Source organism: Bacillus sp. EKM206B (assembly GCF_011066015.1).
Classification (GTDB): Bacteria; Bacillota; Bacilli; order Bacillales; family Bacillaceae; genus Bacillus; species Bacillus velezensis.
The window spans coordinates 404,928-430,017 of the sequence record NZ_JAAMNL010000001.1; the positions used below are offsets into that span (position 1 = coordinate 404,928).

General features: G+C 46.8%; 25 protein-coding genes. 11 read left to right on the forward strand and 14 right to left on the reverse strand.

The window, feature by feature from the left end:
- A partial coding sequence (locus G9F50_RS20520; protein ID WP_395940763.1) for a CotG/ExsB N-terminal domain-containing protein occupies positions 1-209 on the reverse strand: 209 nt, incomplete at its 3' end.
- Between the two features lie 140 nt (positions 210-349).
- Here G9F50_RS20520 and G9F50_RS02075 point away from each other — a divergent pair.
- The 3 genes from G9F50_RS02075 (at position 350) to G9F50_RS02085 (ending at position 3,176) form a co-directional block, all read left to right on the forward strand.
- Positions 350-1,444: a CotH kinase family protein gene (locus tag G9F50_RS02075; RefSeq protein WP_025285385.1), complete on the forward strand. Its 1,095-nt coding sequence runs from the start codon at positions 350-352 to the stop codon at positions 1,442-1,444.
- A gap of 122 nt (positions 1,445-1,566) precedes the next feature.
- A complete protein-coding gene (locus G9F50_RS02080) occupies positions 1,567-2,460 on the forward strand; it encodes a hypothetical protein (RefSeq protein ID WP_060562468.1) in 894 nt (297 codons plus the stop codon).
- Positions 2,461-2,501: 41 nt separating this feature from the next.
- A complete protein-coding gene (locus tag G9F50_RS02085) occupies positions 2,502-3,176 on the forward strand; it encodes a hypothetical protein (RefSeq protein ID WP_007407530.1) in 675 nt (224 codons plus the stop codon).
- 49 nt (positions 3,177-3,225) lie between these two features.
- Here the strand turns inward: G9F50_RS02085 and G9F50_RS02090 are convergent, their stop codons facing one another.
- Together G9F50_RS02090 and alsR are read right to left on the reverse strand one after the other, a co-directional pair.
- Positions 3,226-4,557, reverse strand: coding sequence for an arsenic transporter (locus tag G9F50_RS02090; protein WP_060562469.1), 1,332 nt, complete (start codon positions 4,555-4,557; stop codon positions 3,226-3,228).
- 194 nt (positions 4,558-4,751) lie between these two features.
- On the reverse strand, positions 4,752-5,660 hold the full coding sequence (gene alsR / locus G9F50_RS02095; RefSeq protein WP_007407528.1) for an acetoin biosynthesis transcriptional regulator AlsR: 909 nt from the start codon (positions 5,658-5,660) through the stop codon (positions 4,752-4,754).
- Positions 5,661-5,816: 156 nt separating this feature from the next.
- Here alsR and alsS point away from each other — a divergent pair, with 156 nt between their 5' ends.
- The 3 genes from alsS (at position 5,817) to G9F50_RS02110 (ending at position 8,984) form a co-directional block, all read left to right on the forward strand.
- Entirely contained in the window at positions 5,817-7,529 is a 1,713-nt protein-coding gene (alsS, locus tag G9F50_RS02100) for an acetolactate synthase AlsS (protein WP_032860108.1), read from the forward strand.
- Positions 7,530-7,589: 60 nt separating this feature from the next.
- Positions 7,590-8,357, forward strand: coding sequence for an acetolactate decarboxylase (gene budA, locus G9F50_RS02105; protein WP_003151318.1), 768 nt, complete (start codon positions 7,590-7,592; stop codon positions 8,355-8,357).
- Between the two features lie 102 nt (positions 8,358-8,459).
- The gene (locus G9F50_RS02110; protein WP_007407526.1) at positions 8,460-8,984 is read left to right on the forward strand and encodes an NAD(P)H-dependent oxidoreductase; all 525 of its coding nucleotides are present in this window, start codon (positions 8,460-8,462) and stop codon (positions 8,982-8,984) included.
- Between the two features lie 124 nt (positions 8,985-9,108).
- Here the strand turns inward: G9F50_RS02110 and G9F50_RS02115 are convergent, their stop codons facing one another.
- The 10 genes from G9F50_RS02115 to G9F50_RS02160 all read right to left on the reverse strand — a co-directional run bounded on the left by G9F50_RS02115 (position 9,109) and on the right by G9F50_RS02160 (position 19,127).
- Complete coding sequence (locus tag G9F50_RS02115) at positions 9,109-9,642, reverse strand: SH3 domain-containing protein (protein ID WP_060562470.1); 534 nt, start codon at positions 9,640-9,642, stop codon at positions 9,109-9,111.
- A 60-nt stretch (positions 9,643-9,702) separates the two neighbouring features.
- Positions 9,703-10,620 carry a ribose ABC transporter substrate-binding protein RbsB gene (gene rbsB / locus G9F50_RS02120; protein ID WP_060562471.1) on the reverse strand — a complete coding sequence of 306 codons (918 nt, stop codon included), beginning with the start codon at positions 10,618-10,620 and terminating at the stop codon, positions 9,703-9,705.
- Positions 10,621-10,633: 13 nt separating this feature from the next.
- The gene (gene rbsC, locus G9F50_RS02125) at positions 10,634-11,605 is read right to left on the reverse strand and encodes a ribose ABC transporter permease RbsC (RefSeq protein ID WP_012118605.1); all 972 of its coding nucleotides are present in this window, start codon (positions 11,603-11,605) and stop codon (positions 10,634-10,636) included.
- On the reverse strand, positions 11,595-13,088 hold the full coding sequence (locus G9F50_RS02130) for a sugar ABC transporter ATP-binding protein (protein WP_060562472.1): 1,494 nt from the start codon (positions 13,086-13,088) through the stop codon (positions 11,595-11,597). The genes rbsC and G9F50_RS02130 overlap by 11 nt, the downstream gene beginning before the upstream one ends.
- Positions 13,089-13,104: 16 nt before the next feature.
- On the reverse strand, positions 13,105-13,500 hold the full coding sequence (gene rbsD / locus G9F50_RS02135) for a D-ribose pyranase (protein ID WP_060562473.1): 396 nt from the start codon (positions 13,498-13,500) through the stop codon (positions 13,105-13,107).
- Positions 13,497-14,378, reverse strand: a complete 882-nt coding sequence (rbsK, locus tag G9F50_RS02140) for a ribokinase (RefSeq protein WP_060562474.1) — start codon at positions 14,376-14,378, stop codon at positions 13,497-13,499. Before rbsK ends, rbsD begins: the two co-directional genes overlap by 4 nt.
- Positions 14,371-15,360, reverse strand: coding sequence for a LacI family DNA-binding transcriptional regulator (locus G9F50_RS02145; protein WP_060562475.1), 990 nt, complete (start codon positions 15,358-15,360; stop codon positions 14,371-14,373). The genes rbsK and G9F50_RS02145 overlap by 8 nt, the downstream gene beginning before the upstream one ends.
- A gap of 93 nt (positions 15,361-15,453) precedes the next feature.
- The gene (locus G9F50_RS02150; RefSeq protein WP_060562476.1) at positions 15,454-16,587 is read right to left on the reverse strand and encodes a Ger(x)C family spore germination protein; all 1,134 of its coding nucleotides are present in this window, start codon (positions 16,585-16,587) and stop codon (positions 15,454-15,456) included.
- The gene (locus tag G9F50_RS02155) at positions 16,577-17,668 is read right to left on the reverse strand and encodes a GerAB/ArcD/ProY family transporter (RefSeq protein ID WP_060562477.1); all 1,092 of its coding nucleotides are present in this window, start codon (positions 17,666-17,668) and stop codon (positions 16,577-16,579) included. The genes G9F50_RS02150 and G9F50_RS02155 overlap by 11 nt, the downstream gene beginning before the upstream one ends.
- Positions 17,658-19,127, reverse strand: coding sequence for a spore germination protein (locus G9F50_RS02160; RefSeq protein ID WP_045209051.1), 1,470 nt, complete (start codon positions 19,125-19,127; stop codon positions 17,658-17,660). Before G9F50_RS02160 ends, G9F50_RS02155 begins: the two co-directional genes overlap by 11 nt.
- Positions 19,128-19,859: 732 nt before the next feature.
- Here G9F50_RS02160 and pgsB point away from each other — a divergent pair.
- The 5 genes from pgsB to G9F50_RS02185 all read left to right on the forward strand — a co-directional run bounded on the left by pgsB (position 19,860) and on the right by G9F50_RS02185 (position 24,227).
- Positions 19,860-21,041, forward strand: coding sequence for a poly-gamma-glutamate synthase PgsB (pgsB, locus tag G9F50_RS02165; RefSeq protein WP_003151337.1), 1,182 nt, complete (start codon positions 19,860-19,862; stop codon positions 21,039-21,041).
- Between the two features lie 14 nt (positions 21,042-21,055).
- Positions 21,056-21,505 carry a poly-gamma-glutamate biosynthesis protein PgsC gene (gene pgsC, locus G9F50_RS02170; RefSeq protein WP_003151340.1) on the forward strand — a complete coding sequence of 150 codons (450 nt, stop codon included), beginning with the start codon at positions 21,056-21,058 and terminating at the stop codon, positions 21,503-21,505.
- Between the two features lie 18 nt (positions 21,506-21,523).
- Entirely contained in the window at positions 21,524-22,672 is a 1,149-nt protein-coding gene (locus tag G9F50_RS02175) for a CapA family protein (RefSeq protein WP_165417686.1), read from the forward strand.
- Between the two features lie 7 nt (positions 22,673-22,679).
- On the forward strand, positions 22,680-22,841 hold the full coding sequence (gene edmS, locus G9F50_RS02180; protein WP_003151344.1) for an extrachromosomal elements maintenance protein EdmS: 162 nt from the start codon (positions 22,680-22,682) through the stop codon (positions 22,839-22,841).
- Positions 22,842-22,991: 150 nt separating this feature from the next.
- Positions 22,992-24,227 carry a C40 family peptidase gene (locus G9F50_RS02185; RefSeq protein ID WP_060562478.1) on the forward strand — a complete coding sequence of 412 codons (1,236 nt, stop codon included), beginning with the start codon at positions 22,992-22,994 and terminating at the stop codon, positions 24,225-24,227.
- A gap of 38 nt (positions 24,228-24,265) precedes the next feature.
- Here G9F50_RS02185 and G9F50_RS02190 read toward each other — a convergent pair whose 3' ends face one another.
- Positions 24,266-24,985: a sunset domain-containing protein gene (locus G9F50_RS02190; RefSeq protein WP_060562479.1), complete on the reverse strand. Its 720-nt coding sequence runs from the start codon at positions 24,983-24,985 to the stop codon at positions 24,266-24,268.
- Positions 24,986-25,090: the final 105 nt, after the last annotated feature.

Here is a 25,090-nt window from a genome sequence, read left to right on the forward strand (position 1 = left end):
CGGCACGATTTTTTATGGCTGCGAGATTTTTTGTGAGAGCGGCACGATTTTTTATGGCTGCGAGATTTTTTGTGAGAACGGGATTTTTTATGCTTGCGAGATTTTCTCTTCTTACTGCTTTTTGGTTCTTGGTACAAATAATCTTCCAATCCCTCGGTGCTTGCGGACTTTACTGCTTCTTCGATATCAGAATGGGAATAGTGGCCCATTTTGAAACCTCCTCATGATATATGTTTTAAGGATGCGATCCTTACTACCACATAGTACGCATGAATGAAAAAAGTGTATGTGTGATTCGCTGAGTTTTATATAAAAAGCACAGCCTAAATTAATACAGGGAGGTTTACTGATGAAAGACCAATCAACATTGCCTCTATACCAGCTGTTTATTCACCCGAAAGACTTAATGGAGCTGAAAAAAGACATTTGGGATGATGATCCGGTGCCCGCGGTGCTGAGAGTGAATCAAAAACGGCTTGACATTGATCTGGCGTACCGCGGCTCGCATATAAGAGATTTTAAGAAAAAATCGTATCACATCGCTTTTTATTCGCCGAAAACATTTCGCAGGGCGAAAGAGATACATTTAAACGCTGAATACAAAGATCCGTCGATGATGCGGAATAAGCTGTCTCTCGATTTCTTCGCGGAGCTTGGGACGCTGTCACCAAAGGCGAATTTCGTAACCCTGCAAATCAATGGCAGACATGAGGGGGTGTATCTTGAGCTGGAGTCAGTGGATGAATATTTTCTGGCGAAACGGAATTTGGCGGACGGCGCTGTTTTTTACGCGGTTGATGACGACGCCAATTTCTCCCTCGTCAGTGATCTGGAGCGGGATACGAAAACATCGCTCGAACTTGGTTATGAAAAGAAAACGGGAACGAAAGAAGACGATTTATACTTGCAGGATATGATCTATAAAATTAATACCGTGCCGAAGTCAGAGTTCAAGGGGGAGATCGTCAAACACTTGGACGCCGATAAGTATTTGAGGTGGCTTGCGGGCATCGTGTTTACCTCAAACTACGATGGATTTGTTCATAATTACGCTTTGTACCGGAATCATGAAACGGGACTTTTTGAAGTCATTCCGTGGGATTACGATGCGACGTGGGGAAGAGACATTCATGGTGATCGGATGGAGGCCGATTATGTCAGAATACAAGGGTTTAATACCTTGACTGCAAGGCTTCTGGATGAACCGTATTTCCGCAAAGCGTACAAACGGCTTTTGGAAGAGACGCTTCAGACCCGGTTTACCATTGAACATATGAAGCCGAAGGTCATGTCACTGTATGAGCAGATCAGGCCGCATGTCGCGAAGGATCCATATAAGAAAGAAGAGATGGATTGCTTTGACCGGGAGCCTGAAGTGATTTGCGAATACATTAAGGAGCGGTCAGCCTTCATCAGCAGTGAGTTAGAGCGGTGGAATATCTGATTTGGAAATGAAGAAAGATTTTTTACAAATAGGCTGGTGAATCAGTTCCCGAAAATAATCGTGATACGTATATATGCATTATGCTTTTTACATTATGAGAAAAATGACTAGGAGGACAATAGATGAAACGCAATACGAAGCGGCAGCGGTCTGATGACAACTTTTTGCATGCGATGGAAGGAAAAGTGATTACTGTCTACCGGGGAGGCCCGGAGTCCAAGACAGGGAGATTAGCAGACATTCAATCAGATTATATCGCTCTTCAGGTTGATAATAAAATCGTTTATTATCAATGGAAACACGTGAAAAGTGTGACGGAAAATACGAGTGAAACCGTATCGCAGTCCGAAGCGGCAGAATGTGAAAAAGCTGATGATTTTCAAGACCTGATCAGCCGGATGACCAATCGCACGGTGCAATTGAATCAGGGAGGTCCGGAATCGAAAAGAGGAAAGCTTCACGAAACAGGGGATGATTTTCTCGTGCTGGAAACAGAAGATGACGGAATTGTATATTTTAACGCCGACCATGTCAAAAGCATCAGCGCGGAACAAGAAGAGGACGGCCAAGAGGAGGAGCGCCCGGAATTTGAAATGGCTGATGATTTTCACGGCATATTTAAACGCCTGATCCACAAATGGGTATCCATCAACCGCGGAGGTCCTGAAGCCGTTGAAGGTATACTTGTGGATAATTCCGACGGCCACTACACTCTTGTGAAAGATAAAGAAGTGCTGCGGATCTATCCTTTTCATATCAAGAGCATCAGCGAAGGGGCAAAAGGAGCAGCTAAAAAAGAGGAGAATAAAGACGACGAGAATAAAGGTGAGAAAGAGAGCGCCGAAGAAGAAAAGCCGCATGAGGAAGAATCACGCGAAGAGCAGCGTACTTCCTCTAAAAAGTCGAAAAGATCATCAAGATCCGTTCGATCCTCAAAACGGGAGAAAGAGGTCTCTTATAGCTACGCCACTGTATTAAGGACAATAGATTATCGGTGGAAACGCGGCCGTAAATGATTGGAAAGATTGTCCGTAAACGCGGGAGAGGGGGGAATGAAATGGCTGGATTAAGCAGATTTCTGGATAAACAAGTCGATATTGAGATATCGGGGAATACGACATTTTCAGGAACTCTTTTGGATATCGGTCAGGATATCATTGTGATTCATGACGGCCGGACGTTTCTTTATATTCCGCTGCTGCATCTTCAGAGGATGACATTGACGCTCCCGGACGAAGAGAATAAAGAGCCGTACGCAAGAAAAAAAAGTCCGCATCCCGAAAAACAGGAACATTCATTTTCTTATCGGAATACCCTCCAGCATATAAAAGGCAGATTTACAGAAATTTTCGTCACGGGAGACCGTTCCATCCATGGGTATGTGACAAGTGTTTTAAATGATTATTTTGTTTTCTTCTCTCCGGTTTATAAGACTCTTTTCATCTCGATGCATCATTTGAAATGGCTGACACCCTATTCCGATGAGCAGACGCCGTATACATTAAACAGTTCAGAGCTGCCGGTTGTTCCCGCTAATGTGCCCCTTGTCCGGAATTTTGAGGAGCAATTAAAAAGATATATCGGGAAGCTGATTATTCTGGATTTAGGAGATATACCGAATAAAGTGGGGCTGTTGCAGGATGTCTCAGATAATATTCTTGAATTGACCAATGCAGACGGCGATACTGTTTTTTGGAAATTGAATCATTTAAAAACCATGCACCTGCCATAAATGATAAAACTGCCTCTCTTATACAGCAGGCAGTTTTTTTTCATCGGAGCTAAAGGTAAATCCAACTGATCCAAACATATAAAACGGTAATGGTAAACACGACGGTGAGAGGGACAACGACAATGGTCGTTTTGATATATTCTGACCAAGAAACTTTTTCGCCGTGCTGTCTGATGATATGCATCCAGATCAGCGTGGCTAATGTCCCGATTGGCAGAAGCAATGATCCGATATCACTGCCGATAATATTAGCCAGATAAATGATTTTTACGGTTAATGGGTCGATGGACATTTCAGTTAATGTCAAAGTGCTGATCATTAAGGCGGGATGGTTATTGAACAAATTAGAGAGGACGGATGTAGCAATGCCCATAATAGATGCAGCGTGGGCAATGCTTTGTGAGACATAAGGTTCAATAGACTGAACAAGCAGCGCCGTCAGTCCGATATTATGCAGTCCGTAAATGATAATGTACATCGTGAAGGCAAAAATAAAGATATGCCAAGGCGCTTTTCTTAATAAGTCTGCCGGACCGATTTTTAAATAAAACCATCTCCAGCAAAGCAGGATAACTGAACTGATGACAGCCACGAGCGAAACGGATATGCCGTTGTAAGAAGCTGCAAACAGACTGATCCGGACGAACAATACAAATACCAAAACACAAAACATGATGTTCGTACGGCTGTTTTGGCTCAAGTCCGGCGGAGGCTGAAGCGGATGATATCGTTTGTGTTCAAGCGAATCAAAATGAACCGGAATATCGGGGAGCTGTTTCGGCAAACGGCGGTAAAAAACGGCAAACAGCAGAAAGGCCATAAACACCAGTCCCAGCGTGCCGGGGATAAACATCATATTGGTGTACAAATAAAGGTCCATGCCTATCATTTTGAGAGAAATTAAATTGACGATATTACTGACGCCGATCGGGGTGCTTGCCGCCGTCGCAATTAATACGCCGCTTATTAAATACGGTGTTTTCTGATGTCTTTTAAGTCCGAGATATTGTAAGACCAATAGTAAAATAGGAGTGGTGATTAAGACGCTGCCGTCATTATTCAGAAAGAGCGTCATTGAAAAACAGAGCAGGTTGGTCAGCCAAAAAAGCCGGATGCCCGATCCCTTGGCGCGGTGAAGCAGTTTGGCCGCCGCCCAGTTAAAAAAACCGAAGCTTTCCAGCGCGATCGCCATAATCATTGTGGAGATAATGGTGATTGATGCTCCGGTGACTTTTGACCCTATATCCCCCAAATCATGAAAGGAAACGGTTCCGCATAACAAAACGAGAATGGCGCCCAGCGACGCCGGAAAGGCTTCATTTAATCCCCCGGGTCTCCAAAATATAAAAATAATGGTCACAAAGAAAGAAATCAGGGTCAAAATGACGGTAATATGTGTAATGTGTTCTGCCTCCTTTTAGATGGGTCATTGCCGCCCCGTTATTTTTATCCCTCCTGATCAGTTGTACTGTATGTATACGGGTACAGGTCGTAAGGTGTACTGAGCGTTTCTACCAATTTAGTAAAATTCCATAAAAGCACAAAAAAAGAGGCTGCTTTCGGCGGCCCTCTTTTTTATGCATTTTCCTTATCCGCCTGCAATAAAGCCTGGCGCTTATTCATAATATCCAGAAAATGTTTCAGAATCGGGTTTTGATTATCCTTGCGGTAGGCAATGACCCATTCGGCAGTGAGCTGCACCTGATTAATGCCGCGGTAGGCGACTTCGAGATTAAACAGCTTTTTAGCAGAAGAAGGCACGAAGGTTACGCCGATACCGGCACTAACCAATCCGATCACCATTTGATACTCCGTCGCTTCCTGAACGATTTTCGGTTTGAAGCCCGCCTGCTCGCAGTAGTTTACAAACTCCAGGTATAAAGTCGGCCATGTTTCTTTCGACAGTGTGATAATCGGTTCATTTTTTAAATCCTGAATGTCGATTGTCTGTTTAGCGGTAAGCGGGTGCTGCTTCGGCAAAGCCAGAATGCACGGACTGCTCTGCACCTTTTCCATATGTAACGCGGAATGCTGTAAAGGCGGATGAAGGATGCCGATATCAATGTTCCCCTTCAGAAGTTCTTCCTGCTGTCTGAAAGAAGAAATTTCACGCAGATCAAGCTTGACGGAGGGGAATTTTTCGCGGAATTCCCGAATGATCGGCGGCAGAAATTCATATGTGGCCGAGCCGACAAAACCGACGACAAGGCGGCCGAGCTCTCCCCGCGCCGTTCTCTGCGCCATTTCAATCGCTTTGTCTATTTCTTCGATCGCGTTTCTGCTGTGTTTTAAAAAACTTTCTCCGGCAGCTGAAAGCTCTACAACCCGTTTCGTGCGCTTTAATAAGGTCACGCCGACTTCCTTCTCAAGCTGTTTGATCTGCTGGCTGAGAGGCGGCTGTGTCATATTTAACCGAAGCGCAGCTTTGCCGAAATGAAGTTCTTCGGCAACGGCAATAAAGTATTGAAGATGGCGAAGCTCCATCCTTATCCATTCCTTTCTCTTTGTTAATTATTCGTGAAACATATTAATCATACGGCGAATTGATATTGGAGGTCAATTTCCAAAGAGTGTATAGTGAATAATATCACAAATTACTTAAAATTTTATATTTAATATGCATAATAAGGAGTGAGGGTGTTGGCAAAAGCAACAAATGAACTAAAAACCTCTGAAAAAAATCGGGGGGCGGAGCTTGTTGTTGATTGCTTAGTGGAGCAAGGTGTCACACATGTTTTTGGCATTCCGGGTGCAAAAATTGATGCAGTATTTGATGCGTTAAAAGATAAAGGACCTGAACTGGTTTTATGCCGTCACGAACAGAACGCTGCATTTATGGCTGCGGCTGTCGGAAGACTGACTGGAAAACCAGGCGTTTGTCTCGTTACTTCAGGCCCGGGGGCATCCAACTTGGCGACCGGCTTGTTAACGGCTAATACAGAAGGTGATCCGGTAGTGGCGCTGGCGGGTAACGTAATTCGCGCAGACCGGTTAAAACGGACACACCAATCATTGGACAATGCGGCGCTATTTCAGCCGATTACAAAATACAGTGTAGAAGTACAGGAAACAGGGAATATACCAGAAGCGGTAACAAACGCCTTCAGGGCAGCGTCAGCAGGTCAGGCAGGCGCGGCTTTCGTGAGCTTTCCGCAGGATGTTGTGAATGAAATCACAAATGTGAAAAACGTACGCAGCGTGCCGGCGCCGAAACAAGGCCCTGCACCGGAAGAAGCGGTCAGCGCGGCTATCGCGAAAATCCAGACGGCGAAACTTCCCGTTCTGTTAGTCGGCATGAAAGGCGGAAGACCGGAGGCGGTAAAACAAATCCGCAAACTGCTTGCCAAAACAAAACTGCCTTTCGTAGAAACGTACCAAGGGGCCGGCACATTGTCCAGAGAGCTGGAAGACCAATATTTCGGCCGGATCGGACTGTTCCGCAACCAGCCGGGCGATCTTCTGCTTGAACAGGCGGATGTCGTATTAACGATCGGTTATGATCCGATTGAATACGATCCGAAGTTCTGGAACGTAAACGGTGACCGTGCTATTATCCATCTTGACGAAATCCAGGCCGATATCGATCATGCCTATCAGCCGGAATTAGAATTATTAGGCGATATCGCCGCTACGGTTAAACAAATTGAACACGACGCTGTGACATTTGATATGGGCAGCCGTGAACAAGAAGTGCTGAGCGAATTAAAACAGATGCTCACAGACAGCGAGAAGGCGCCAAGCGACCATAAATCCGACAGAGTGCATCCTCTGCAAATCGTCCAAGAACTGCGCAATGCAATTGATGACGACGTAACCGTCACTTGCGATATCGGTTCTCACGCGATCTGGATGTCCCGCTACTTCCGCGCTTATGAGCCGCTGAAACTGTTGATCAGCAACGGCATGCAGACATTGGGCGTAGCGCTTCCTTGGGCGATTGCCGCCACATTGGTGAATCCGGGTGAAAAAGTCGTATCCGTTTCAGGAGACGGAGGATTCCTGTTCTCTGCAATGGAATTGGAAACGGCAGTCCGCTTAAAAGCGCCGATCGTTCACCTTGTATGGAATGACAGCACATATGATATGGTCGCATTCCAGCAAATGAAAAAATATAACCGTACATCATGCGTAGATTTCGGAAACATTGACATCGTAAAATATGCAGAAAGCTTCGGCGCCACCGGCTTGCGCGTTGAGTCACCGGAACAGCTGGCAGACGTGCTGCAAAAAGGCTTGAACACAGAAGGCCCTGTCATCATTGACATTCCTGTCGATTACAGTGACAATGTCCATTTATCAAGCGACATGCTTCCGAAGCAATTCAAAGAAAAAATGAAAGCAAAAGCTCTCTAGCACTCTGCGCACCATGACCTGTTTTCTAAAACAGCCCAATTTAAAAGGAGTGAAGGGAATATGAAAAACGCAAGCGACATCCATATGATGAGCCGCGGAGAAAAAGGCTCACCTGAGGATCAGATCTATCAAGTATCAACAATGACATCTCTGCTGGACGGAGTATATGACGGAGATTTTGATATGGCTGACATTCCGAAGTTCGGTGATTTCGGAATCGGCACGTTCAATAAACTGGACGGCGAATTAATCGGATTTGACGGAGAATTTTACCGTCTGCGCGGCGACGGAACGGCTACGCCTGTTAAAGGCGGAGACCTGTCACCATTCTGCTCATTCACATTTTTTACGCCTGATATGACGCATACGATCGACGGCGAAATGACCCGTGAAGAATTCGAGCAGGAAATCGCCAGCCTTCTGCCTAGTAAAAACTTATTTTATGCGATCCGTTTAGACGGCGTATTTAAAAAGGTGCAGACAAGAACGGTAGAACGCCAGGAGAAACCGTACGTTCCGATGATCGAAGCGGTAAAAACACAGCCTGTGTTCAATTTTGACGACATTCAGGGTACAATCGCCGGCTTCTGGACGCCGGGTTACGCAAACGGCATTGCTGTTTCCGGATATCACCTGCACTTCATTGATGAAGGACGCAATTCCGGCGGACACGTGTTTGACTATGTCATTAAAGATTGTAAAGTGACCATTTCTCAAAAAATGAATATGAACCTCAAGCTTCCGAATACGGCGGACTTTTTCAACGCAAATTTAGATAATCCGAATTTTGCGAAGGATATCGAAACAACCGAAGGAAGCCCGGAATAAAATAAAAAGAAAGCCCCATTTTTTCTCGGGGGCTTTCTTTTTATTTGGCTGAACCGGCAAAGATTAGGTAAAATACAGTCAAAAGGGAAAGGTGTGGTAGCTGTGAAAGTATTGGTATTAGCGGTTCATCCTGACATGGACAACTCAGCGGTCAATAAGGCGTGGACAGAAGAATTAAAAAATCATGATGAAATTACGGTCCGTGAGCTTTATAAAGAATATCCGGACGGGAAAATAGATGCGGAAAAGGAACGGCAGCTGTGTGAACAGTATGACCGGATCGTATTTCAATTCCCGCTGTACTGGTATAGTGCGCCTCCGCTTTTAAAAACATGGATGGATCATGTGCTGGCGTATGGCTGGGCTTACGGCTCCAAAGGAAAGGCGCTGCACGGCAAAGAATTGCTGCTGGCCGTTTCCGTAGGTGCCGGAGAGGATGCATATCAGGCAGGCGGGTCTAATCATTTTTCACTGAGCGAGCTCTTAAGGCCGTTTCAGGCAATGGCTAATTTTACGGGTATGACCTATTTGCCGGCTTTCGCGATGTACGGGGTAAGCAGCGCCGATGCTGCGGCTATTCGTGACAATGCAAAACGCCTGGCGGATTACATAAAGAAGCCATTTTAGAGTCGTATGCATTCATCTTCATCCGACAATATTTCCTGAGAAATATTTCGAACCTTAGACGTTTCTGACTGCTCAAGAAAGAAAAAACGGATTTCGCGCTGAATTTGCGAAATCCGTTTTGATATTATGTCAGTTTTTGCAGATCTTTTGTGCTGATATATCCCGTTGCGCCCCCGTAATCGACAAGCGCCCAGCCGAAGTCAATGCCGCCGCCGGCTGTCTTTTTCCATCCGAGGAAAGAAACGCTCGTGTTTTTAGCAAGGGAAGCTTTGACCGCTTGTTTGTCTGTATATACTTTTGTTTTTGCCGTTGTTTTTACGGTTGTTGCTTCTTTAACAATATAATGAGTAGATACAAATCCTGTTTTTCCGTTTTTATAATGTACTTTTGCCCAGTCAGCGTTCTGGAATGAAACGATCTTTAAGCTGTCGCCTAAATGAAGGGTATCAGCTCTCGGACTGGCTGCTGATGCTTTTGTTCTGACGTTCAATGCTTCCGCGGAAACGAGATAAGAGTCAAGCGGGTAGCTGTACAGATCTTCAATTTTGACCGCTTCCTGCGCGTGTGTCTCCGAAAGAGGCGTTATTCCGGCAGCTGAAGCCGCTGTTATTCCCGCTGCAAGGGTCAGAATGGATGCCGCTTTGGCTGTTTTCTTCATCTGTATCTCTCCTTTTACTTCATCCTTTCACGTTTTATCGAAAATCTAAACATCGGCCGGTTATTTTTGTGTTTGAAGTTTCAATGGAGCGGAAATGGTTTTTTTGACTTTTTCTCCTTTGAGCACCTGCTCCGCCGCTTCGGCCGCCAGTTTTCCGATCAGCTCCGGCTGCTGGGCGACCGTGGCTGTCAGCTTTCCGTTTTTAATGGAAGAAATCGCATCTTTATTTCCGTCGAAACCGACGACCAGAATGTGTTTGCCCGAGCTGTTAATCGCTTCGAGCGCGCCGAGTGCCATTTCATCATTATGGGCGAACACGGCTTTGATATCCGGATGTCCCTGCAGCAGGTTTTCCATGACGGTCAATCCTTTTGTACGGTCAAAATCCGCCGCTTGCTTTGTTACGACATCCAGCTTTTTGTCGGCAATATGATGAAAGCCCGTTCCGCGTTCCCGTGTCGCGGATGCGCCCGGCACCCCTTGCAATTCCGCCACTTTGGCGCCTTTTCCGAGCTGATCGGCGAGGTAGTCAGCCGCCATTTCTCCTCCTTTGACATTGTCAGAGGCGACAAGCGTTTCGACTTTGCCGTGTTCGGCTGAACGATCAAGCGCAATGACGGGAATGCCGAGGGAATTTGCCGATTCGACGGCTGTTGAAATCGCTGATGAATCGGTCGGGTTGATCAGCAGCGCATCGACTCCCTGCTGGATCAAATCTTCTACGTCATTTGACTGTTTAGATGAATCATTTTGAGCATCGACAATAATGACCTCCATGCCCCGTTTTTTGGCTTCCTTTACAACGCCTTCTTTTAATGAAACGAAGAACGGATTGTTCAATGTGGAGACGGAGAGCCCGATAGTGAATTCTTTTTTATGTTTTGTGTTTGACGGTTTTGCCCATTGTGGCGGTTCAAGTGAACAGGCGGACAGCAAAAACAGTGATAATGCCGCGATTGTGATGATGGCTTTCTTCATAATGGTCCTCCTACTATGCCGATTTTTTGCGGTCCAGCAGCACCGCGATTAAAATGACGATTCCTTTGACGACGAGCTGATAAAAAGATGATACGCCGAGAAGGTTCAAGCCGTTGTTCAGCGTACCGATAATCAAAACCCCGATCAGCGTACCGATGATGCGCCCTCGACCGCCGGACAGGCTCGTTCCGCCGAGAACGACCGCTGCGATGGCGTCCAGCTCGTATGATTCCCCGGCCGTCGGCTGTGCGGAATTTAAGCGTGATGTCAGAATCGCTCCCGCCAGCGCCGATAATAAACCTGTCAGAGAATAGATCATGATCTTGATGCGGGGCACTTTGATTCCCGATATCAGCGCCGCTTTCTCATTGCCGCCGATGGCGTATGTCCGGCGGCCGAACGGTGTTTTGTGCAGAAGAACCCACAGGGCCGCAAATGCAATCAGCATCGTAATGGCAGGTACGGGAATGCCGAGAAAATAACCGCGTCCGAATAATTGAAATGCGTAATTTGAACCGAGCCCCGTAATCGGATTTCCGTCCGTATAGACGAGGGTCAATCCGCGAAAGACGGTCATTGTCGCCAAAGTGGCGATGAACGGCGCCATTTTTCCTTTTGTGATTAATAATCCGTTTATCATGCCGAGTACGGCGCCGATTACGCAGCCGATGATGACGGCTAAGATCGGGTCGATGCCTGAGACCATCATACCTGCGACCAATGCGCTCGATAAGGCGAGGATGGCTCCGACAGAGAGATCAATGCCTCCCGTTAAAATGACAAACGTCATTCCGAATGCAATCAGAGCGTTAATCGCAACCTGCCGAAGAAGGTTGAGAATATTGAGGGGTTCAAGAAAACTCGGGTTTAAAACGGAAACGATCAGCACAAGAATCAGTAAGCCGAGAAACGGACCGAGTTTTTGTGTGAAGGTGTGAATGGAAAATCGCTTTTGTTCAGTTGATGTCATTGGTTCAGTTTTCATACTGCTGCCCTCCCGTGGCAAGTGTCATGATGTGTTCTTGTGTTGCGCCGGCCGCATTGATTTCTCCGCTGATGCGCCCTTCGTGGACGACGATGATTCTGTCACTCATGCCGAGAATTTCCGGCAGCTCGGAAGACACCATGATGATGGCGACTCCGCGATCGGTCAGTTCATTCATTAATGAATAGATTTCCCTTTTCGCGCCTACGTCGACGCCTCTTGTCGGTTCATCAAGGATGAGAACTTTCGGGCCGATTCCGATCCATTTGGCGATGACGACTTTTTGCTGATTTCCTCCTGATAAATGCCGGGCGGCGGTTTCCGGAGATGCGGTCTTAATGGTCAGACGCTTGATGAGCAGCTCAACGAACTCCGCCTCGCGTTTTCGGTCAATGATGCCTTTCGGAGAGAAGCTGGTCAGGTTCGGCAATGAGATATTTTCACGAATGGACGTATCCAGCAGCAGCCCTTCATCTTTGCGGTTCTCCGTAATCAGGCCGAGTCCCTTACGGATGGCATCGTACGGACCCCGAATGCCGGTTTTTCGGCCGGAAATCCAGATCTCTCCGGAATCGAGCCTGTCAATTCCGAACAGCGCCCTCATGATTTCTGTCCGTCCGGCACCCATTAAGCCGGAAACGCCGAGGATTTCTCCGGCGCTCACATGGAAACTGATCTGTGAAAAGCTTCCTTTTTTTGAGGCGTTTTTCACTTCGAGCACCTTATCGCCGAGTGACGGCGTGCGAGTCGGATACCGATCGGTCAGCTCCCGCCCGACCATTTTTTTGACCACTTCATCAAAATTAGTGTCTTTCATATGCGCCGTATCGACAGTGAGGCCGTCCCGCATAATGGTGATCCGGTCGCAAATCGAAAATATCTCTTCCATTCGGTGCGAAATATAGACGATGGATACGCCGTCCCGCTTTAACGCCGTCATCACGTCAAACAGTTTGCTGATTTCCCGTTCGGTCAGCGCCGCGGTCGGTTCGTCCATAATAATGACTTCGGCGTTTGTCATCAGCGCTTTGGCAATCTCAATCATCTGCTGCTGTCCGACGGAACATTGTCCGGCTTCCCGGTCAAGAGGAAGAGAGACTCCCAATTTTTCAAGCTGTGATTTTGCTAGCGTTTTCATTTTCTTCGTTTCCAAAACGCCGAACGCCGTCGTCAGCTCTTTGCCGATAAAAAGGTTTTCAAGCACCGTCATGTCCGGCCATATATTCAGTTCCTGATGGATAAAGGCGATTCCGTGCTTTTCGGCTTCCTTTGGATTGGAGAAGCTCATATTTGTTCCGTTTATCGTAATGTTTCCCTTGTCGAGCCGGTAGAGCCCGGTGAGCAGATTCATTAACGTCGATTTGCCCGCTCCGTTTTCTCCCATTAAAGCGTGGATTTCTCCCGGCAGAAGCTCAAATGAGACGCCGGAGAGCACTTGGTTTTTGCCGAATGCTTTATGAATGTCTGTCATGCCGATGTGCATGCTGGATCCCTTCTTTCTAGAAAATCACACCCGCCTGCAGAATGCAGTTGGCGTATGGTGTCATTTCACCCGTTCGGATGACGGCTTTTGCTTTCTGTGTGAGCCGTTTGAATTCCTCATGGGACATGTACTCGATCGTCTGCGCTGAGAAATGGCTTTCTATGAAACTTGCATTCTCAGGATTTGCGTCTTTGATCTCGGAAGCGGCGATCACCTTTTCGACTGCCATCTCCCTGGCTACCAGGCTGGTCACGTCCCGAAAGGCGGGAACGCCCGCCGTTAAGGACAAATCAATTTTAGGGACGCCGTCAGGGACGGGGAGACCCGCATCGGCGATTGCGATGAGGTCTGTATGCCCCAGATCAGCTAATACTTTGGCAATGTGGCTGTTTAACATTCCGTGTTTTTTCATGACAGCAGCTCCTCAACTTCTTTTCTGGCCGGCATCCCGCCTTGGGCGCCGAAGTGCTGCACGGACAGGGAGGCGGCGCGGTTGGCAAACAGGAGCGCTTGCTCAATGTCCCGTCCTTCCGCGAGTGCGACGGCAAGTGCCGCATTAAAGGTATCGCCGGCTCCCGTCGTGTCGACCGCTTCTGCAGGGAAGGCGGGAACAAGCTGTTCCGCGGTGCCGTCTGAGTAGCGCACGCCTTGTTTTCCTTCGGTAATGAACAGTTTGCCGGGATAGCCGGCGAGCGCTTCTTCTTTCGTCCGGTCAGGAAATAAAATGGACGCTTCATGTTCGTTCGGCGTAAGATATGCGGCATCCTCAATCGTCGATTGTTTCAGCGGCCGGGCCGGCGCGGGATTCAGGATAACCGGAATTTGCTGCGCGCGGCAGTAGCTGCACACTTCTTCTACGGTTTCTTCAGGAATCTCCTGCTGGATCAGCACGATATCAATGCCGGGAAGTTTTGCTAGCGCACTTTTGGCATAATCGGGGGAGATGTCATCGTTTGCGCCTTTTACGACGACGATGCTGTTGTCTCCTTCTGCGAGCACAATATGAGCCGTTCCGCTATTTTTGTGTGTAACCGTTTCCATATAGTCCGTATTGACACCGTTTGCCTTCAGGTTTTCAATAATCGCTTTTCCGTAGCTGTCATTGCCTGCTTTTCCTACCATATATACGTTTGCGCCCAGGCGGGAAGCGGCTACGGCCTGATTTGCGCCTTTTCCTCCGGGCACGGTTTGAAAGTCTGTGCCCAGTACGGTTTCTCCGGCTTTCGGCCGCCGTTCAGATGTGACGACCAGATCCATAGAACAGCTTCCGATAACACAAATTTCACTCATGGTGATCATCCTTTCTTGTCGTTTGTCTTCTTATGTAAGTCACGGGCATTTGAATGGCCGTCTCTTTCGGCGGCTCTTTCTTTATCAATTGCAGCAGCAGGGTTGCCGCTTGTTTTCCCATCTCATATGCAGGCTGGCGGATGGTTGAAAGCGGCGGAAACAAAAGCCTGCTCTGCGGAATATCGTCGTATCCGATGATCTGAATCTCCTCCGGAACTTTTTTGCCGAGCCGCAGCGCCTCATGGAGGACGGCAGCCGCCGCAATGTCGTTGCTGGCAATGACTCCGTCGGTTTCCGGGTATGCTGCAAACAATTCTTCTGCTAAAATGGCGGCATCCTTGATGGAAAATGAAGCGGCGGAGATGACATTGAACTGCGCGCCCGCTTTTTGCAGCACATCAAGTGCGCCGTTAAAACGTTCCTGAGCGGTCGGAAGGTGGGCTGGGCCTTTGACAAGCGTGATGCTTGTGCTTTTGCCGCGAAGCATTTCCTCAGCCGCCCGTTTTCCGCCTGCCCGTCCGTCACTGAATACGGATGGGGCGCCTTCTTTTGTCCGGTCCAGAAATACGACCGGGTAAAGGCTGCCGCTGTATTCGGGAAGGTCAGGGTAATGGGTGGCCGCCAAAATACCGGCAACTTGATTTTGTTTAAATGTTTGCAGGTAGTCGAGTTCTTTTTCCAATTCTTCATCGCTGTTGCCGATAATCAGCCGGTATCCTTCCCGTTGCAACTCGTCTTCAGCCCCGCGGGCAAGCTGAGGGAAAAAGGGATTCGTAATATCCGGAAGCAAAAGCCCGACCAGTCTGGATTCTCTTTTATAAAGAGAGCGGGCAACTTCATTCGGATAATAATTCAGCTTCTCCATGGCAAGCATGACCTTCGTTCGTGTATCTTCATGCACGTAGCCGTTGTCATTGAGGACACGCGAAACCGTGGCAACAGAGACGCCGGCAGCGCCTGCGACATCTTTAATCGTTGCCAACAAACACTCCTCCTTCATTTATGTAACCGTTTACATAAAAAGAGTAACACGAATAATTTCGGTTGGCAACAAAAAAAGAGACCGGGGTCTCTTTTAGTTCACGATGCCGATTTGCGAGATATTCACTTTGATATCAGGGACGATCTCGATGGAAGGATAGACCTCACGCCAATTGAGCCGCTTGCCCCGCTCATAATAATGGGTTTGATAGTTCCGGCCGATGCCGAGGATATCCGAGTTGTGCTCCTGAATATGGCTGATCACCGATCTGGCCTGCCCGTTCAGATTTGCTGATGCTTGTTTGTTCATTTGGTCGATTGCCGTATAAGAATTCAGCTTGTCCTTTGGATATTCCAAGACGCGTGCATTCAGTTTTAAACGGATTTTCACTTTTATATGCTGCGGATCTGTATCTATAAATACAATCTTTCGCGTGGCATCCGTGATGCCGAGAGAAAGATAATTTTCAATATCCATTTTGTATTTGTCCCACAGCTTCAGATTAATATTAGCCGATTTATTAAATTGCCCGCTTAAAAGGGTCAGGAGGGTCGAATCCTGACCGAGCACCTCAGTCACTTTCCGCTGGCCGCTGAACAGGGCAGAACCCTCTACCTTTATCGTCTGTCCGTTAATCGATAAATAAGGAAGGGCGAAATCCTTATCAGCCGTCAGCATGCTTGAACGGATGGATTGCAAATTTTCCATGCTGATATTTGATTCCGCATTAGCGCTTGTTAATAAATTCGTTAAGTACTTGCTGACGATCAATTTCTGCCGGACGATCAGCTTCAGCACTTCAATCGCCTCGCCGTCTTTTACAACCGCCGGATGAGCGAGAAGCGGGCTTTTCGGATCTCTGTAAAAGACATCGAGATAAGGAAAAAGCGGTTTTTTCGCCATTTTCTCACCGATTAATAAGACTCTTTGCTTGGACGTGTCAATGCGCTGATCAACAAGCTTATCCAATTGAAACCGCGCTTCACGGATGGTGTGCCCGGAAGCGCTGAGCACCGTCGTAATGAATGAGCCGCCCGTTTCCTGTTCCGCCTGGGACGACTGAACCTTCCGATAGGTGATGCCGATTTTATTTTTACCGTCATGATCAACATCAAGGCTTGCGGTCAGCACGAGAGAAATATCTTTCAGCAAATTTTGATCCCAGCAGCCCGCAAGTGTCAGGCTTGCGCACATGAGACTGATAAGAACCGCTTTTTTAATGCGCATGGCGGACACCCTTTTTGCGTACAAGGACAATCAATACCATAAACAACGGAAACAAATACACAAACACAATATCGGAAATGCGGAAAAACTGATCCAGCTGCTGTATCGTTTTATCCGTGCTTGTGGCCCAAATAGACAGAAGGAAGACGAGCAGGGCCAGCGGATAAACAAACCGGCTGTGGTCTTTTTGATTGAACAGCTTGGCGATGCCGGTGCTTGCCAAGTAAAACACGTTGGCCAGCGTTGAAAAGACGGTCACGAACCAAAACGTCAAAAAGAGCAGATCCGTCCGTTCGATAATTCTGAATGAAACGGTTTTTAACAGGTACAGCACAGGCTCCGGGATCATTTTTATTTCTTCGGGGCTGATTGTGACAAAGCAAGTAAGGGTGATATACAGGTAATAAAGGATAATCAAGATGTTTGAAATCGTCAGTATTTTGTAGCGCTGGCTGACGGTGCAGTTGATTAGGGGCCCGATCACGAGCGCCGCCTGAAAGCCGGTAATGCTGACAAGTGTTTGCTGCACCCCGGTAAGCATGTCTTTTGCGGTTCCGTGAAAAATCGGCATAATGTATGTGATATCGGCTTTTCCCAGCGTGTATAAAATCGGCAGAGAGATCAGCAGCAAAAACGGTGTTAAGATAAAGCTGAACCTGGCGATCGCATTCAGCGGGGCCTGGGCGATATAGACAGAGCCGAGGATCAGCATTAAGCTGACCACCCAATTCGGAGTCTGCGGGAGCACCCAGATATCCAATATCCGTGTAAATACAGAAAGAATGAGCGTGCAGAGAAACGCGAAATATAAAATATACAGCACCTGCATCCCTTTGCCGGCAAGTGTTCCGAACACCTCCTCCAGCATTTCGTACAGGTTCAGCTTCGGAAACCGGTGAAATAATATCATATACAGGCTGAATGTAAGCTGGACGAGCAATCCGGTAAGCAGAATGGAAATCCATCCGCTGCTTCCCGATTTCATCATCAGTAAATGGGGCAGCGCCAAAATGCCGATGCTGATCTGCGTCTGATTAATGAAAAACACGCCTTGAAGCGGGCTTATTTTTTTAGGCTTCATCTTTTCTCCACCCCCGAACATGTTTCATCTGCTTTGAGTCTTGCGGTCTCAAATAAAAAGGCCTTCTTTTAATAAACCAAGCCGGCAGCCGGATAAATGCATCCTTCAAGTCACTGAAATGAAACGGCGTCAGCGATGATAAATAAGGAACGCCGAGTGATTCAAGCTTGCACAGGTTCATCAGAATAAGCCCGAAGCCGAGTGCGATGCCGATAAAACCGAACGAGGATGCCAGAAACATAAGCGGAAATCTGAGCGTTCGGATGGACGTGCTCATTTCATATGAAGGAAGCACAAAAGAAGAAACGGCCGTAACGGCTACGACGATAATCATCATATTAGAAATGAGTCCCGCCTGAACGACTGCGTCACCGATCACGAGACCGCCGACAATGCCGATCGTCTGACTGATCGGTTTCGGCAGCCTGATACCGGCTTCGCGGATCAGTTCAATCGTAATTTCCATAATCATGGCTTCTATCAGCGGGGGAAAGGGAATATCAACAATCGAATTTTTCATGGTGATAATCAGATCGTTGGGAATGACTTCAAAATGAAACGCAATCAGCGCGATATAAAAAGCGGGCAGCGTAATCGCGATCATAAAGGCGAAAAATCTCAGCACTCTTAAAAAACTGGCGGAAATCCACCTCGTGCTGTAGTCATCCGGAGATTGAAAAAAGGAAAAGAATGTGATCGGCGCAATCAAAGCCGACGGACTCCCGTCCATCATGATCAGTACACAGCCTTCCATCACGCATGCTTTTGCTTTATCCGGCCGTTCCGTATGAATGATCTGTGGAAAAATGGAAAACGAATTATCTTCTATTGATTCCTCGATAATCCCGGGCGCAAGCACGCTGTCTATACGCAGGTATGACAGGCGCCGCTTCACTTCTTCCACAATCTCCGGATTGGCGATATTCTCAACAAAGATAACCGCAACCTTTGATTTGGCTCTTTCCCCGATATCCATATAATGAACGGAGAGATGGCGGTCCTGTATGTGAAACCGCAGCTGATGAATGTTCGTTTCCAAACTTTCCACAAACCCGTCATGGGCGCCGCGGACGATACTTTCAGATTCGGGTTCCATAATGGAACGCAGCGGATTCTGCCCGACGGAAAACAGCTTCGCTTTCCTCGATGCATCGCTGAGAAAAACAACCTGTCCGGCCAAAATCCCGTCAATGAGTTTTCTGATTTCATCCGTTTCCGCACTGCTGACGGCATTCATCGTTTCCTCAAGCGGGCCGTTCTGCAGGGTGTCGCTTAACAGAAACTCATTCAGCTTCTGTTCTTCTATCATTTGTTCAATATAAAAGAAAGCGGTATGACGGTCCTGCAGTTTGATCCTTCGTATTTTAAAATCACCGCAAACACACATCAGCTCCTGCATTTCCCGTACAGCCGATTCAAAATCGCCGGGAATCCGTTTGTTTTGTTTATCCGCAGACATCAGACCGCCTCCTTTCCTGGTTATCTGTAGTTTTCAGCGGGTATTCCTTTTTTATGCATTTTATAAAATAGAGGAGTTCCTCGATGGTTTTACCAAGAACTTCACAATTATGGATGAATATTTCTTGAACGAATATAAAGATTTATTAAAAATATTTCAAAAGAGTGATAAACGTCCTGTAAATGGTTTAAAAGGAGAAAGGCTTTCCGCATATAAAATGTGTATTTCTTGTAAACACTCCGGACCCGTCTTTTTCTGTCATGTACCAGTCATTCCGCTAGTTATTTTGGAATGGGACTGAAAGCAGGATACGGGGGAAAAATGAATGACTTTAAGACCTTATCCTTAACAAAACAGGCAGTCTGCACACAGCGGACAGAGAGTCCCGAAACGTATGCGCAGTGCGAAAAACGCTGATACAAACGGGCTGGAAAAGATGGATTATCATTACATCTTTTTCTTCCGGAACGCGAATAGTTCCATTGGTCCAAATGAATTTCTGTGCGGAAATGTAAACGCATTCATTTTTCTTTTGGAAAATTGAAGTAAGGTTGAAGTCCTGCCTATTCCCAAAAAAAGCAATTCGATAATAGGAAGAATAGCGTCACTAATAGAGAAGTTTGGCTCAGTGAAAGCGGGAAGATTATGTTACATAATGCCGATTGAGAATTCATAGTGAAGCTATATACTGATGAATGAATTTATCAATACAGAAGGAGATGTCAAAAATCAATGTGGTTACTCATTATAGCCTGTGCTGCCGTACTAATCATCGGAATCATTGAAAAAAGGCGGCATCAGAAGAATATCGATGCTCTGCCAGTACGCGTCAATATTAATGGTATCCGCGGAAAGTCAACCGTAACGAGGCTGACGACCGGAATACTGATGGAGGCGGGCTACAAAACAGTCGGAAAAACGACGGGAACAGATGCAAGGATGATCTATTGGGATACACCTGAGGAGAAACCGATCAAACGGAAACCGCAGGGCCCGAATATCGGCGAGCAAAAAGAAGTAATGAAGGAAACCGTAGAACGGGGCGCCAATGCCATTGTCAGTGAATGTATGGCGGTAAACCCGGATTATCAGATTATCTTTCAGGAAGAACTCCTTCAAGCCAACATCGGCGTCATCGTGAATGTGCTTGAAGACCATATGGACGTCATGGGGCCGACGCTTGATGAAATCGCTGAAGCTTTTACCGCGACGATACCGTATAACGGTCACCTTGTCATTACAGACAGTGAATACACAGACTTCTTTAAAGAAAAAGCCGCAGAGCGGAATACCGAGGTCATTATTGCGGATAACTCTAAAATTACAGATGAATACCTTCGAAAATTTGAATATATGGTCTTTCCTGATAACGCTTCCCTTGCGCTCGGCGTTGCCCAGGCTCTTGGGATAGATGAAGAAACGGCGTTTAAAGGAATGCTGAATGCGCCGCCTGATCCTGGCGCCATGAGAATCCTGCCGCTGCTCAGCACGAAGGAGCCCGGTCATTTCGTAAACGGCTTTGCCGCAAATGATGCATCTTCTACTTTGAATATATGGAAACGTGTAAAGGAAATCGGCTACCCGACAGATGAACCGATCGTCATCATGAACTGCCGCGCCGACCGTGTGGACAGAACGATTCAGTTCGCAAACGACGTGCTTCCGTACATTAAAACGAAGGAACTCATACTCATCGGCGAGACGACAGAACCGATCGTCAGAGCTTATGAAGAAGGCAAGATTCCTGCCGATACACTGCACGATCTGGAATATAAATCAACAGACGAAATCATGGACGTGCTGAAAACAAGAATGCAAAACCGTGTCATATATGGCGTCGGCAATATCCACGGTTCAGCGGAACCATTAATTGAAAAAATTCAAGAGTATAAGGTGAAACAGCTCGTTAGCTAGGAGGAAAAGGATAAATGTTCGGATCAGATTTATACATCTCACTTATTTTAGGCGTGTTAATCAGTTTAATTTTCGCGGAAAAAACAGGTATCGTACCTGCCGGTTTAGTCGTGCCGGGTTATTTAGGGCTCGTTTTTAACCAGCCGGTCTTTATTTTACTCGTATTGTTAGTGAGTCTTCTTACATACGTGATCGTCAAATACGGTTTATCCAGATTTATGATTTTGTACGGACGCAGAAAGTTCGCAGCTATGCTGATAACGGGAATCTGCTTAAAAATCGCCCTTGATTTCCTTTACCCGATCGTACCGTTTGAGATATCAGAATTCCGCGGAATCGGTATCATCGTACCGGGTCTGATCGCCAATACCATTCAGAAACAGGGATTAACGATTACATTTGCCAGCACGCTGTTCTTAAGCGGCGCAACTTTTGCCATTATGTTTGCTTACTACTTAATCTAATGTAAGGTGTGTCAAACGATGAAAAAACAATTAAGCTTTCAAGAAAAACTGCTGAAGCTTACCAAACAGCAGAAAAAGAAGACCAATCTTCACGTTTTTATCGCGCTGCCGATCGTCTTTTGCCTGATGTTCGTCTGCATCCTGACAGGGAAGGCGGAAACGCCGAGTGTGAAAAGGAATGCAGATGACCTTGTATCAGCCTCATTCGTCGGAGATATTATGATGGGCCGGAATGTCGAGAAAGTGACAAAGCATAAAGGCACGGAGAGTGTCTTCCGTTACGCAAAGCCATTTTTCGAAGCATCCGACTATGTGTCGGGGAACTTTGAAAACCCGGTTACATATAAAAAGAACTACAAAGAAGCAGAAAAAAATATCCACCTTCAGTCAAACAAAGATGCCGTAAAAGTATTGAAGGACATGAATTTCACCGTTCTCACGGCAGCCAACAACCATGCGATGGATTACGGCCCTCAAGGAATGCGGGATACGGTTGAAGAGTTTTCAAAGCAAAATCTTGAACTTGTCGGCGCGGGCCTCACGCTGAAGGAAGCCGAGCAGAACATTTCGTATCAAGATGTAAACGGAATCAAAATCGCAACACTGGGTTTCACTGATGTTTCCGGAAAAGGCTTTGCAGCTAAACGAAATGCGCCGGGTGTGCTTCCGGCCGATCCAGAGCTGTTTATTCCGATGATTTCTAAAGCCAAAAAGAAAGCCGATCTTGTCATTGTTCAAACACACTGGGGACAGGAATACGATAATGATCCGAATGACAGACAGCGCCAATTGGCAAGAGCAATGTCAGATGCCGGAGCGGATATTATCGTCGGACACCATCCGCACGTGCTGGAACCGATCGAAATGTACCACGGCACCGTTATTTTCTACAGCCTGGGCAACTTCGTATTCGACCAGGGGTGGACAAGAACGAGAGACACGGCGCTTGTTCAATATCATATGCAGAAAAACGGCACGGGACGCTTTGAAGTCACGCCGATGAATATTCATGAAGCAACGCCTGCACCGGTTAAAAAAGGCAGCATCAATCATAAAACGATCGTACGTGAACTGACGAAAGAATCGAATTTCGATTGGAGCGTCAAGGATGGAAAATTAACGTTTGATGTGGATCACAGCGATATCTTAAAAAAGAAAGCGGAGTGAAAAACAAATGAAAATCATTAAAGCGGGATGGCCGTTTGCCGCGATCATTATGGTCTTTATGTTTATGTCAGCGTTTAAATACAATGATCAGCTCACAGATCAGGAAAAACAAAAAATTGACACGGAAATGCAAAAAATTCAGCAAGAGGACACAGCGGGCGCAAAATAAGCGCATGATTCCGCTTGCCGGCATATTGTTTGTTCCGAATCCAGTAAAGAATGCCCATATCGGGCATTCTTTTTTTGTGTGCTCTCCTAAACATTTGTTAAAAGTTACCGATGTAAAAACTACTAAAAATGAGGAGAGTGAATAGAAAACATGCTCACAAGCTGGAGGAAGTACATCCTTGCCGGCCTTATGATTTGTCTTGTGGCACCCGCAGTAACGAGAACGGAAATTGCTGAAGCGGATTCTCAAGTTTCTGTCCTGATGGTTTCAGACGCGCAAAAACTTGTCGGAAATAAATATGTTTACGGAGGCGAAGAGCCTGAGGACGGTTTTGATCCGTCCGGATTGATGCATTATCTTTTCAGCAGGCAGAACATCCATCTGCCGAGAACGGTAAGTGATCAATGGAAGATTGGAACCGCCGTCAAAGAAAATGACCTTTTACCGGGAGATCTTGTGTTTTTCAAAAAGTCGGATTCAACACAAAACGCACCCGTCCATGACGGTCTTTATATCGGAAACGGAGAGATGATACACAGTTCTCCGTCAGAAGGCGTAACCGTCACACGGTTTCAAAAAAGCAGTTATTGGATGAATTTATATCTTGGCGCAAAGCGGATTACAAAAGATCCGGAACTGGCTGATGACCCGATCGTTCAGGAGGCAGCCCGTTACCTCGACATTCCGTATGTATTCGGCGGAAGCACGCCCGAGGAGGGATTCGACTGTTCGGGGCTGGTCCAATATGTTTTTGAAAACAAGCTTCACATTTACCTGCCGAGATCAGCGGAACAGCAGTGGCTGGTCGGTGAGAAAATCAAACTGAGCGGCATAAAGCCCGGGGACGTGATTTATTTCAGCGACACGTATAAAAAAGGAATTTCCCATGCGGGCATTTATGCGGGAGAGGGAAGGTTCATCCAAGCAAGCCGCTCCGAAAAAGTCACCATTTCTTACTTGTCGGAAGATTACTGGAAAAAACATTTTACGGGGGTGCGCCGATTCAGCAATTTAGCCATTTCTAAAGAAAATCCCGTTGTGTCCACAGCGGCCGATCATATCGGAATTTCTTATCTGAAAGGCGGCGTTTCACCGGAAACCGGCTTTGATACGGCGGGATTTGTTCAATACATCTATCAAAAAGCGAAAGGAATCAGCCTGCCGCGTTATGCGGACAAGCAGATGCAGGCGGGCGTTCCGGTCGATAAACAAGATCTGAAGCCCGGCGATCTGGTCTTCTTTAAAGCGGAAAGCCTGAATCCGGCCATTTATATCGGGAACGGACAAGTGATTCATGTCACCGTGTCCGCAGGCGTTACCATAACAAATATGAATACAAGCGCTTATTGGAAGGACAAATATGCGGGCGGCATCCGGCTTCCGTAAAAAAAGACGTCAGAGAGTGTCTCTGACGTCTTTTTCTTTTACCGTTTCGGCGCTCTGTATCCGGCCGCTACCGCATCCTCTACGGAACAGAACATTTCCGCGGGATCTGTCGTCCGGTCGTAGTATGTACTTCCCGGCGTGTGATAAATGCCGTTCCGGCTGCCTTTAATGTCGCATCCCTGTGAGGTGCCGCCTGCTTTCGTTTCGGCATGTCCGCCGGAGGAAGGGGCGTTGTTTTGCGCCGTTTCCGCGTTTTCGGATGTTTTTGTTTCTGCTTTCTGCCGCTTTAAAGTTTTATTTTCTGACTGAAGCGTTTCAGCGGTCTTTTCGAGCTTCTTTTGTGAATTTTTTAATGTCTCATTGTCTTGTTTGAGTGATTTGTTTGTTTTTTTCAGCTCGCTTATCTCTTGGCTGAGTTTGCTGAGTTTTTCTTCATTGCCGGCTTCGGATTTCTCCTTTTCGGCCGCGGCACTGATGCTTTCATATTTTTTCTCAAGCGCCTGGTGTTCCTTCGTCAATTTTTGATAAGCGGTATCAAGGGTGCTGTATTTCTCCTCTGCCTTCACGGCCGAGGCGTCCGGCTCTGCGAGGGAGGCGCCGGTCAGAAGCAGGATAAATCCGCCGATGAGAAGGGGCCAAAACAGCTTTTTTGAAAAACGTTTTTCTTTTTTGGCAGCTTTGCATATGAGGTGGAATATTCCGTATCCGACTGCGCAGAGAAAAGCTAAACATCCTATAATAGCGATTGCATTCGACATCATGAAACTCCTTTTTTCTTTATCTTACAATTTATTTTCATTTTTGGGAATTTCTTTTTTGGGAAACGTGAAAAAAGCCAGGCCGTGAAAGACCTGGCTTTTTCC